This window comes from Lysinibacillus sp. G4S2 (genome assembly GCF_030348505.1).
GTDB lineage: Bacteria > Bacillota > Bacilli > Bacillales_A > Planococcaceae > Lysinibacillus.
On sequence record NZ_JAUCFJ010000001.1, the window covers coordinates 37,342 to 47,635 of the forward strand.

At 36.4% G+C, this 10,294-nt stretch carries 15 protein-coding genes and 1 other RNA gene; 11 read left to right on the forward strand and 5 right to left on the reverse strand.

From position 1 onward, the window contains the following. The first annotated feature begins 1 nt into the window (after position 1). The 4 genes from QUF91_RS00280 (at position 2) to QUF91_RS00295 (ending at position 1,806) form a co-directional block, all read left to right on the forward strand. Positions 2-352 (forward strand): hypothetical protein, encoded by a 351-nt coding sequence (locus QUF91_RS00280; protein WP_289416423.1) that lies wholly within the window; start codon positions 2-4, stop codon positions 350-352. Positions 353-401: 49 nt separating this feature from the next. Further along, positions 402-545: a hypothetical protein gene (locus tag QUF91_RS00285; protein ID WP_289416424.1), complete on the forward strand. Its 144-nt coding sequence runs from the start codon at positions 402-404 to the stop codon at positions 543-545. A gap of 98 nt (positions 546-643) precedes the next feature. After that, a complete protein-coding gene (locus QUF91_RS00290) occupies positions 644-1,063 on the forward strand; it encodes a phage holin family protein (RefSeq protein ID WP_289416425.1) in 420 nt (139 codons plus the stop codon). Further along, a complete protein-coding gene (locus QUF91_RS00295; RefSeq protein WP_289416426.1) occupies positions 1,063-1,806 on the forward strand; it encodes an N-acetylmuramoyl-L-alanine amidase in 744 nt (247 codons plus the stop codon). The genes QUF91_RS00290 and QUF91_RS00295 overlap by 1 nt, the downstream gene beginning before the upstream one ends. A gap of 87 nt (positions 1,807-1,893) precedes the next feature. Here QUF91_RS00295 and QUF91_RS00300 read toward each other — a convergent pair whose 3' ends face one another. Further along, positions 1,894-2,586: a Slp family lipoprotein gene (locus QUF91_RS00300; protein WP_289416427.1), complete on the reverse strand. Its 693-nt coding sequence runs from the start codon at positions 2,584-2,586 to the stop codon at positions 1,894-1,896. Between the two features lie 76 nt (positions 2,587-2,662). Then, positions 2,663-2,872 carry a helix-turn-helix domain-containing protein gene (locus QUF91_RS00305; RefSeq protein ID WP_289416428.1) on the reverse strand — a complete coding sequence of 70 codons (210 nt, stop codon included), beginning with the start codon at positions 2,870-2,872 and terminating at the stop codon, positions 2,663-2,665. A gap of 389 nt (positions 2,873-3,261) precedes the next feature. On the opposite strand from QUF91_RS00305, the gene QUF91_RS00310 reads away from it, so the two are divergent. From QUF91_RS00310 to QUF91_RS00330, 5 genes are all read left to right on the forward strand, one after another. Beyond that, positions 3,262-4,161: a helix-turn-helix domain-containing protein gene (locus QUF91_RS00310; RefSeq protein WP_289416429.1), complete on the forward strand. Its 900-nt coding sequence runs from the start codon at positions 3,262-3,264 to the stop codon at positions 4,159-4,161. Between the two features lie 138 nt (positions 4,162-4,299). After that, the gene (locus QUF91_RS00315) at positions 4,300-4,464 is read left to right on the forward strand and encodes a hypothetical protein (protein WP_289416431.1); all 165 of its coding nucleotides are present in this window, start codon (positions 4,300-4,302) and stop codon (positions 4,462-4,464) included. A gap of 194 nt (positions 4,465-4,658) precedes the next feature. Continuing rightward, on the forward strand, positions 4,659-5,954 hold the full coding sequence (locus QUF91_RS00320; RefSeq protein WP_289416433.1) for an FtsK/SpoIIIE domain-containing protein: 1,296 nt from the start codon (positions 4,659-4,661) through the stop codon (positions 5,952-5,954). 4 nt (positions 5,955-5,958) lie between these two features. After that, positions 5,959-6,486, forward strand: a complete 528-nt coding sequence (locus tag QUF91_RS00325; protein ID WP_289416434.1) for a replication-relaxation family protein — start codon at positions 5,959-5,961, stop codon at positions 6,484-6,486. A 13-nt stretch (positions 6,487-6,499) separates the two neighbouring features. Beyond that, positions 6,500-7,033: a hypothetical protein gene (locus QUF91_RS00330; RefSeq protein ID WP_289416436.1), complete on the forward strand. Its 534-nt coding sequence runs from the start codon at positions 6,500-6,502 to the stop codon at positions 7,031-7,033. A 161-nt stretch (positions 7,034-7,194) separates the two neighbouring features. Here QUF91_RS00330 and ssrS read toward each other — a convergent pair. Further along, positions 7,195-7,387: non-coding RNA, 6S RNA (gene ssrS, locus QUF91_RS00335), on the reverse strand. Between the two features lie 246 nt (positions 7,388-7,633). Here ssrS and QUF91_RS00340 point away from each other — a divergent pair. Continuing rightward, on the forward strand, positions 7,634-7,972 hold the full coding sequence (locus QUF91_RS00340; RefSeq protein WP_285399725.1) for a zinc ribbon domain-containing protein YjdM: 339 nt from the start codon (positions 7,634-7,636) through the stop codon (positions 7,970-7,972). 81 nt (positions 7,973-8,053) lie between these two features. Here QUF91_RS00340 and QUF91_RS00345 read toward each other — a convergent pair whose 3' ends face one another. Next, a complete protein-coding gene (locus QUF91_RS00345; RefSeq protein WP_289416438.1) occupies positions 8,054-8,566 on the reverse strand; it encodes a zf-HC2 domain-containing protein in 513 nt (170 codons plus the stop codon). Positions 8,567-8,670: 104 nt separating this feature from the next. Next, on the reverse strand, positions 8,671-9,309 hold the full coding sequence (locus QUF91_RS00350; protein WP_285399723.1) for a YfbR-like 5'-deoxynucleotidase: 639 nt from the start codon (positions 9,307-9,309) through the stop codon (positions 8,671-8,673). A gap of 265 nt (positions 9,310-9,574) precedes the next feature. Between QUF91_RS00350 and QUF91_RS00355 the strand changes: the two genes are divergently transcribed. Then, the gene (locus QUF91_RS00355; RefSeq protein ID WP_285399722.1) at positions 9,575-10,015 is read left to right on the forward strand and encodes a hypothetical protein; all 441 of its coding nucleotides are present in this window, start codon (positions 9,575-9,577) and stop codon (positions 10,013-10,015) included. Positions 10,016-10,294: the final 279 nt, after the last annotated feature.

The window sequence follows — 10,294 nt, forward strand, 5'->3', positions numbered from 1 at the left end:
CATGATATTTCTAGTGCCATCCGGTGATACGTTTGGTGTTTTTTACAACATGAATGATATACCTGAACATTTACACAATACAATTATTGTCGTAGACTCGTTGCCTGAAGGGTATGGTATTTTACGTCGAGACCCTCAAGGTAATTTCTACTATGAACCATTCCCAGACATACCATCAGTTATTGATCCACCAACACCTTTTGAAGTACTTGAAGAAAAGATTACTAAATTAGAGGCTATTATAGAGCAAAATAACTTAATTGCTGTCGATTCTATACTAGGCGTATATGAAGAATTGGTTAGTATGCGTGAAGAAATGGCAGTAATAAAAGGAACAATCAACAATGCTTAGAGCAATGTTAATTAAAATAAAATTAAAACTAAAATTGGAGGTCTACAAAATGGTAGATGGATATGTATTATTAATTGTAAACACTGACAAAACAGGCTCAACGATTGATCGTGTGCCAACAAAATTAAAGGCACCTGTATTAACTAAACTGAATGCTTTAGGTCTAGACGGATATGGCAATCCAATTGAATAGGTAAACGTAGAGACGCAAGCATAAGCTTAGCGTTATTTTTTATGCCTTCCACAGATAATTGGGGAGGGCTTTTATTATGTAGAAAAGGAAGGTGTCAGATGAAAACAGACACACTATATACATCATTAATTGGCGGCACAATGGCATGGATAGGATACCTTGTTGGAGGTATTGACCATCTTATAAAAGCCCTTGCTATTTTTATGGCTATTGATTTCTCGCTAGGAATCATGGTCGGATTTTTATTCAAAAATGTTGAGAGCAAAAAAGCTTTTAAAGGTCTAATTAAAAAGACGGCTATGATATTAATGGTCGTTGCAGCGGTTCAATTGGACTTAGCGACTGAATCAGGTAATTTCATGCGTAATGCAATGATTCTGTTCTTAATTGGGATGGAAGGTATCAGTATGATTGAGAATCTAGGTAAGCTAGGTATTCGCGTACCGAAGTTTTTGGCGAATGCATTCACTCAGTTACAAATGGATAACGATGACAAACCGAAGGATGGTGAGAAATAATGGTCACTATTCGTAAAAAGCTAGTTCCTGATGCACAAGCGAACAAAGTAACTTATGGCAAAGGGAACAGTAAAAAATATATCGTTGTACATGAAACGGATAATACACGTTCAGGAGCCGATGCAGATGCACATGCACGTTTACAAGCAAACGGTAATAGTCGTTCAGCATCTTGGCACTATACTGTGGACGGCAAAGAAGCTGTACAATCATTTGAACATGCTTGGAGATGTTGGGCTGCAGGAAGTAATAAAGGAAACAATGAAGGTATTCAGGTTGAAATTTGTGTAAATGCTGATGGTAACTATTTAAAAGCTGTACAAAATACAGCAGAGTTAGTTGCAAAGATCATGAAAGATGAAGGTATTCCAATTAGTAATGTGGTCCAGCACAATCATTTCAGTGGCAAAAATTGTCCTCGGAATATGCGTGAAGGTAAGATTAGTTGGTCCCAGTTCATTACTATGGTTAAAAACGCAAGTGGTAATACACAGCAACCAAAGCCTTCCACAGATGATGATAAGTATCGTGTTTTAACAGGCACTTACAGCACAAAACAGGCTGCTGAAAATGTACAGGATGTTCTTAAGCATCGGTTCGGTTGGGTGGCATACATTGAGCCAGATGGCGATAAATATCGTGTTAAAACAGGTACGTTTACCGGAATGGATGCAGCACAAGCAGGTGCAAATAAAATTAAAACAGCTAAGTTGGCTCAAGTAACAAATATAGTAGCTGAATAAATTAATGCCCAGGTACTCAATTAATTTTGAGCCTGGGCTTTTTTTATTGGCAAATTAAAAGCCAATTATTTTAGTGGCTTAGAATAGTTATTCAAATTCTTTAGCAAGTAACCCTGGTAATGCAATATCAAATCCGGCTTGAGATTTATATGAATATGATCCATAAATTTCTCCATAAACAGTGATAATATCATCATCCACAAAGTCTGTGTAACCATAATACTCTATAAATATAACATCATTAGGATCATATCCATAAGAAGTAGGTGTTACAGCAAGTCGGATGTTTGTAACGTTGTCACCTTCAAGAATTTGTAGAATCTTTCCAGTGTATTTTACGTATTCACCTTTGTAACGATCTGGATTCTTTTTCAATTGTGGATAGTCAATAGTTTTTGCATTTGCTTTTTTAGCAGCAGCAGCTTGTTCTGCTTTTATACGAGCTTCTTCTTCCGCCTTAGCTTTCGCCTCTGCCTCTTCTTTTGCTTTCTGTTCAGCTAATGCCTTTTCCTCAGCTTCTTTTTTCTCACGTGCAGCTTTTTCTTCTGGAGTTTCTTCCTTAGGTTTTGCTACAGTTTCTACTTTTTCATTGTCTTTAGAGTCAGTAGATGATTCAGTACCGTTTGTAGGTACCATTATAAATCCAACTATAAAAACAACAATTGAAATACCGAGAACAAGACCACCTTTCATTTTTTTCTTTCTTATAAGTCCAATTACTAATAGAACAAGACCTACAAAAAAACCAAGCATACCTAAAATTGCTAATATAGTTCCCATAAATAAACTCTCCTCTCAATTTCCATTTTAGGAAACTTAGATGTAAAAGTATATATAAAAAAACAGACAACTATGATTAGTTATCTGTTATCCCCCATTCCAATATATCGTCAAAGCTTGTTATTTCTAATGTCTTACAAATGGTTTCTAGATGCGCTTTGTTAATTGTGTCTCTTCGATTATTTACTATTTCACTAATAGCAGCTTGGCGAATACCTGTCATCTCAGCCAACTTTGATTGAGTAAGTCCTCGTTCTTCCATTATTTCTTTTAATTTTATCCGCATAGTAAACCACCCTTCGTTAATTATTCTCATATTCAAAATATATCAGAATATACGTTTATACGCAATATCAAATAAAATTATAGGATTTATGTTGACTATACGAATATGCGTATAATATACTGTTATCAAGAAATACGAAATATCGAATAAACGTATAATTGAACAGAAGGAAGGTGAACAAATTGAAAACATTCGCGCAACGTAATGAGTACCACAACCTTAAATTAAAACAGTTGGATAAAATCACTGATGCTCGAAAGCACACAAGAAGATTAGCACGCATCATGAAATATCACGAATTGTTAACAGCGCTAGAAGTAGAACATATGCGTCAGAAATTGAAGCAAGTATTTAACTAGTGGTTATAGAAAGAAAGTGAGGTGAAAACGATGGCATTTGAATACTTAGCAACTTACACAACATTTGACTCAGTAGAAGATATGGATTTAGAAATCAATGAACGAATCAAAGAAGATCGATTCAATTTGACTAAATCAGAACGTGCCATCGTTTTCGCTATCAAGTCACACTGTTTAGATTATCCAGGTGCTTGTCATTTACGAAACGAAACAATCGCAAAAGAAGTCGGAGTTTCTTTAATTACAGTTAGCCGCACGATCAAAAAGTTAGTCGAGTTAAAAATTATCGGTAAAGCAAATCGCTCAAAACTAAACGGTATCAAGGGAGCCAACATTTATTTCTTTTTACCACAGAATGATGTATCGGATATGATGCATCGAGAAGAAGTCATTGAAGCTAGTAACGACAAGGCTTTAGGAGATGTTTCGGAAGATGTAAGCATTAAATCTTTTAATCTTTTAAGTTCTAAACAAGCAAATAATAATTTATGTGAATTAGAAAATGAATTGGCTTTGCAAGCTGAAAAGAAAAAAGAATACATGAATGAGTATCAAGTGATGCTATTTGATTTCATGAATAGTTTGCCATTAGCAGATAACTTAAAAGATGAATTACACAAAGTTGTATTAGCTGCTCAGGTTCAAAGTACAACTGACTTCATTAAAGCTAAAAATGTTCTATTCAAAATTGCAATGGATATTAAAGAAGGTGTACTGACAGTTACTAGTACATTAAGAGCTGTATTCGTATGTGCTTATAGTAAGGCTGTAGAGCGTTTAAATAGTAAGTCGATTAATTCCTCATCTGTGGAGGACAAAGCGCGCAGAGAACGTCCAGTACCTTTCTATAACTGGTTGAATGAGCGTGATAGCCTTCCACAATCGATAGTGCATGATGAACCATCGTTAGATAATTGGTTGGAATGGTAAATAGGAGAAACCGCTATGAATTAGTGAAGTCTGACAAAAAACGGTTTAGTCAACAGGTGAATTCATAGCGATTGTATTACAGATTTAAGTATTCACATGATGAAATTAATTTAGACACTACAAAGGAGGAAATAGAAGATGTCACATTTTGAATACATGGAGCAACAAGGACAAATGACTATTTTTGATTTGTTGGATCAATATGAAGAAATGCAAATCAGAAAGCCGTCCACAACTGTTAGTAAAACTGTTGATAAGAAGAAACTAAAAGGACCTCGTATAAGAGGATATATTGTTCGCTGATGTTATAAGAAATATATGCTCACTTGTATACCCGATGCTGTGCCTGATTGATTACCCAGTGGGAATTAGAGTGGGCATTTACAGAATGCTGTTGTATCAATCGATTGGACTTTATTTCATGTATGCTCATTCTTAGCAACTCTTACTATGTAAGATAACCGTGACGATAATGAAAATGAAGAAAGGATGAAACTGTGCTGTTTGAAATTTTAACAACTTCATTGATGGGTGGAATTGCACTAAAAGCATTTTCAAAACATAGGGGTCTGTCCTCAAATGATTCAGGGAAAATCCAAAGAATCATGTCCTTATCTGGATTAAATGTTAAGGATGGAAAAGATACATTGACTACACAATTGGTCAAAAAGAAAAAACATGAATGGGGATGGGAGTATCGCTATAGAATTCCACTTGGTCGCTCATTCAGTGATTATGAAGCTAAGCTAAAGGTTTTTGAGGATGGGCTGAATAATCGTAAGAAGAATATTACGTTTAATGATTTACGACAATTGGATATTAATAAAGACCTTCTACTGCAGCTACAAAAGTTGTGGAAGACAAAGCTGACTGAGAAAAAGGAAATTGAATTAGCTTTTGATGGCTTACTAATCGTTAGGGTATACGATAAGCCATTGGCGAAAGAAGTGCCATTTGTTCAGGGGGATGCTTGGAAAGTACCAGTAGGATTAATTCGAGCACTCAACACATTTAAATTTCATGATTTTGAAATGGTGCCGCATTTAGTCCTTGGAGGCGCGACGCGTTATGGAAAGAGTAATTTCATCAACGCGATGATTACATCTCTAGTACAGGGTGTACCAGACCACGTTAACTTTTATTTAATTGACTTAAAAGGTGGAGTGGAATTGTGCGACTATGAAAATATTAAACAGACAATTTCCATTGCATACGAAGCACACGAAGCCCTCCACACTTTACAGATGGCATATGACAAAATGCGTGATATTCAACGTGATTTAAAACGATTAGGAAAGAAAAATGTACAACAGGCAGGCATAAAGGAACGTTACTTCGTAGTCATCGACGAAGTAGGGGAATTAAATGCTTCAGAAGCTGTTACACGCGATGAAAAAATATTAAAGCAAGAATGCCAAACAATTATGAGCCAAATAGCAAGGCTAGGGGCTGGGCTAGGCTTTAGGTTGGTTGTTGCTACACAATATCCAGTAGGTGACGTTATACCACGACAGGTAAAACAAAATGCTGATGCAAAGCTTTGCTTTAGGGTACAGTCAGGAGTGGCCTCACGTGTTGTACTGGATGCAGAAGGTGCCGAATCATTGCCAATGGTCAAAGGTAGAGCAATTTACCAAACAGCTGACAAAAGAGAAATATTACAAACTCCACTAATTACACCACAAATTATCCACGATACTATTCAACCACACATTATTGAGAAAGGGGAACGCGTTGAAGGATCAGCTATCACCGAGAGACGAGAGCATACTGTTACTTTTGAAGAAGTTTGATTTTATGACTCGTGATCAAATCAGTCGATACTTTAACCTTGGAAAGAAACGTAATACAAATAGGGTTATACACAATTTATCATGCTATCTATCCTCAATAAGAGATGGATATGAAACGATTTATTATTTAAATAAGATTGGTCGCATATATGTTGATTGCGATAAAGTGCGTAGGGTAAGTAGTAATGTTCAGCATACCATCATGCGTAATGAGTTTTGGTTGTTTTATAAGTGTCCAAGAGATTGGAAGAACGAAGTGAAAATATCAGATGGCACTACAAGTATTATTGTGGACGGCATGTTTTCTAAAAATGGATTCCAGCACTTTCTTGAAGTGGATAATCTTCAAACCATGAAGGAAAATCGCGAAAAGATTAAACGGTACAAATCTTTGATGGATAACCTCGTTAAACAAATGGGTTATTATCCAATGGTTGTTTGGCTTACCACAACAGAATTACGTAGGCAACAACTAGAAGCATCCTGTGAAGGTCTGAAGTGCAAGGTGTACACAATAAACGATATTCAATAAGGGAGGAATATAAATGTTTAAAAAACGTATTAAAACTGAGGTAGTACCTACGAGTGAGTACACAGATTTCAGTGATCGATTTGTTGGTGATGAAAAGTATGCCACATTAAAACACGTTGCTATTGCTGCAGTTATACCTTCCACAGTTGCAGTAGGTTCAGGATTATTTATTTTAAATAAATTTAATGCTGTTTATTCCTCCACAAACATTCCTATAGACGTTCCAATCCAACAACCTGTATTAGCTCCAGTGATGGCACAAATGCCTTCCACAACACCTGTTAATGCTATTGCACAACCAACTGGAATGATTGCTGATAAATCATTAGAGATATTAGCGACTGCTTTAGATCCAGTTGTACAGATTTTAGTTGCGATTAGTTTTCCGATAGCCAGCGTAATCATGGTTGGCGGTTGCTTCTTCTTCATGCTTGGAAATTCTGAAAAGGCTTGGTCAATGATTATGAATGCTGGATTAGGTTATGTGTTGATTCAGATGTCACCATTATTCTTGGAAATAATACGTACAATTGGTGAAGCTATTTAATAGAAAAAGACTGATATATGATGGTTTGTTTATTGTTATTTATCTTTAATTACCAAGTATTTTAACCCCAGTTTAACCCCATAGACTTTTTAGGGATGAAAAAAGCACCTTAACCAATTTGGCTAAGATGCTGTATAAACGTTGATATAACAGTATTTAGAGTAAAAGCCGCGTATGCCGTAGTTATTATAGAAAGTTTTAAACCACCACTCCTCAAAGTGGGTGTTCGCAGAAGCTTTCCTGCTTATCCTCATGCACCTTGGTGTGAGGCCCGTCATTCCAACTCCAATAATAAAACTCCCTTTTACAGCTTAAAGGTTAAAACTTAATATTGTACGAACAATGCAGCCTTTAAGGATATAATAAATGATGATAAACAAACTTGCAAGTAAGATGGTTTGCGTAAAAAAGTCAATGGGCGAGAGTTCCAAATCATTTAAGACTGGAATGAAAATCCCCCAAAATACTTGAAGCTGCTCATATATTATTCACAAATGAGAACGAAAAATACGAACAACCTTTGCTAAATAGGACGAATTATGTAAAGATAGGAGCATAAATAGGATTTACCTAGTAAAAAAGTTAAGGGAGGAAGCTGAATTGGCAGCATATCCAAATTGTCCGAAATGTAATTCTGAATACACTTATGAGGATGGAACGAATTTTGTATGTCCAGAATGTGCGCATGAGTGGAGCGCAGATGCTACAGAGCAGGAGTCAGATACACTAATTGTAAAGGATGCACATGGCAATCTACTTGCAGACGGTGATTCCGTAACAGTTATTAAGGACTTAAAGGTTAAAGGCAGTTCTTCAACATTAAAAATTGGGACAAAGGTGAAAAGCATTCGTCTCGTTGAAGGAGATCACAATATTGACTGTAAAATCGATGGCTTTGGTGCAATGAAATTAAAGTCAGAGTTCGTTAAAAAAGCATAATAATTATAAAAAGAGTCGAGGAAATGAAGAGCCCCAACTAAGGAAACGATGTTGGGATACTATTCAAAACCGACTCTTTTTTTATTTTTTCAGCCTACGCAACATAATAGCAAAAGCAGCGCCGATTAGTGCAAATATAGTATGTAAAATAGCGATGTAGCTAGCTCCAATCAACAGTGTCCCAATTTCCGTAAAGGAATAGTTAGTGACGTAGAGTGGATTATTAATATTATGGATGATGGCCCATACGAAAACAGGTACAAAGCTAATAGCAAAAACAATCCAAATGTTTTTGTAAAAGAAGTAAGTAAGACAGCCAAAAATTGCGTATGATACAACAAAGCTTTTATGATTGCCTAGTAAGGATGAGTTAATGGCAAACATAAAGGACAGTACGATAAAAACAAGATGGAAAAATGTTACCGTTCTTTTCATCGGTAAATGATGCTCGCGTGATTGCTCTGAAGTAGCGAGCTGATGACAATGCTCACAATTAGCTAAATGTTGTTCGATATATTCTACAGTATGTGCTTGGAGCGTTTGATTTTTATACAAAGGTAATAAATCTTCTACAATTGAACAATCCTGTGCCAAAGGCTTCCCTCCAATCGATCTCTTACCATTATACGACTTTTTTTGAGAAAATAAAAAAAGCCTTCCGTGAGTTAATTCGTCGGAAAACTTGTACATGCACCATATTAATTTGATGTTAATACTTCATTTGTCAAAGCTTGAATATCAATATGTGTTTTTTCCTTCACAGCATCCTTCAAAATCTCAGTACGGAAATAGTGAACCGAAGCTTCGAGGGGGATCACTAAAAGTTTGGTAAGAGCTGTTTGATACATATAGACAAATTCTTTGTCGGTGTTTCCGCGTTTTAATTCAGCAAAGGCTTCATAAAATTGGTCAAGCTTATCAGCAAATTCAAGTAGACGACCTTCTAATGTGCTGTCCTTGCCTTCTTTCATTCGCTCAAAGAAGATAGCTTGAAATTCTTGTGGAATCTCATTGATAATGAATTTTTCCATCATTTTTTCTTCAACATGTGCAAGCATTTGTTTAAGCTCAGGGCTCGCATGCTTTACCGGAGTTTTAATATCGCCAATAAACACTTCTGCAAAGTCGTGATTGATGGTTTTTTCATATAACGATTTCCAATTTACCGTAGCTCCATTCATTTCCTCAAGTGTAGCGAAGAACATGGCGTACTGTGATACCTTCCAAGAGTGAGCAGCCACATTATGCTCTTCAAATTTGAAGCGTCCAGGGCAACGAATAATACGCTCTAGGTCATTAAGGCTTGTAAAAAATTGATGAATTCCTATAAAAATCACTCCTTTTCGTTCTATATGTGCATGTTACTATAATCCATACCCTCTTTGTGCAGATTTCAAACAATTTAACAATGATTCAATTTGCGTTTACAAATGATTCACAATTGCCGATAAAGCACGCATATGTTGGGTGCTATAATGAGGGGGACTGACATCCGCTGGAGGCTTTAACTACTTTCAGCAAATGTCTTTTGTACCGAAAGCGTAGCGACAGGTGCAGGTGTTTAAACACCCACTGAAAAAGTTAAAAAGGGAGTATGCACCAATGATTTCAATTTATACACTTCTTCTTTATATACATATTTTAAGTGCTATTCTTTCGATTGGGCCTTTGTTTGTAGTTTTACCAATTGTTAAGAAAATGCGTACAGCATCCCGCGTTGAGATGTCACCGTATATTGAGGCTTTTAAAGGAGCAATTACAATCGTCAAGCATTCGGGACATGTTCTTGTTGCATCGGGTATTTTATTAATGTGGCATGCAGGCTATCATTGGAGTACCTCGTGGATTGTTCTTACATTTCTTGTGTTGCTTGCCTCCATTGTTTTTTTGGCAAGAGCGTTCAAACCGACTTTACGAACATTTAATACACCTGCCTATGACCAACAAAAATTTGCTTCATTACTACATCGAAAAGCATGGATGTACATTTTCTTATTGCTCATTATGTTATGGCTAATGGTAGCAAAGCCTGTACTTTGGTAAAGGATGAAAAAATTCGCACCCTGAGAGGAGTGCGAATTTGTCATAGTGTTGAAAAATTCAAGGAGATCTTTGTGACTGTTGTGGCGGCTGGGCGACTCCTTGGAGATCAGCGTCACTAGATGAGACCTTGGAGCGCAAGCGGATGTTTTCTGTGCGAAAGCGGAGTGTTAACGTAGCGGCAGCAACAATTGTTTATCTGTGCGAAAGCGAAGCGACAGCAACAAATGTTTTATCTGTGCGAAAGCGAAGCGACAGCAACAATTGTTTTATCTGTGCGAA

What these genes read in the sequence shown, in the direction of transcription:
- QUF91_RS00280 (WP_289416423.1), top strand. Translation starts at nt 2, where the DNA reads ATGATATTTCTAGTGCCATCCGGTGATACGTTTGGTGTTTTTTACAAC.
- QUF91_RS00285 (WP_289416424.1), top strand. Translation starts at nt 402, where the DNA reads ATGGTAGATGGATATGTATTATTAATTGTAAACACTGACAAAACAGGC.
- QUF91_RS00290 (WP_289416425.1), top strand. Translation starts at nt 644, where the DNA reads ATGAAAACAGACACACTATATACATCATTAATTGGCGGCACAATGGCA.
- QUF91_RS00295 (WP_289416426.1), top strand. Translation starts at nt 1,063, where the DNA reads ATGGTCACTATTCGTAAAAAGCTAGTTCCTGATGCACAAGCGAACAAA.
- QUF91_RS00300 (WP_289416427.1), bottom strand. Translation starts at nt 2,586, where the DNA reads ATGGGAACTATATTAGCAATTTTAGGTATGCTTGGTTTTTTTGTAGGT.
- QUF91_RS00305 (WP_289416428.1), bottom strand. Translation starts at nt 2,872, where the DNA reads ATGCGGATAAAATTAAAAGAAATAATGGAAGAACGAGGACTTACTCAA.
- QUF91_RS00310 (WP_289416429.1), top strand. Translation starts at nt 3,262, where the DNA reads ATGGCATTTGAATACTTAGCAACTTACACAACATTTGACTCAGTAGAA.
- QUF91_RS00315 (WP_289416431.1), top strand. Translation starts at nt 4,300, where the DNA reads ATGTCACATTTTGAATACATGGAGCAACAAGGACAAATGACTATTTTT.
- QUF91_RS00325 (WP_289416434.1), top strand. Translation starts at nt 5,959, where the DNA reads ATGACTCGTGATCAAATCAGTCGATACTTTAACCTTGGAAAGAAACGT.
- QUF91_RS00330 (WP_289416436.1), top strand. Translation starts at nt 6,500, where the DNA reads ATGTTTAAAAAACGTATTAAAACTGAGGTAGTACCTACGAGTGAGTAC.
- QUF91_RS00355 (WP_285399722.1), top strand. Translation starts at nt 9,575, where the DNA reads ATGATTTCAATTTATACACTTCTTCTTTATATACATATTTTAAGTGCT.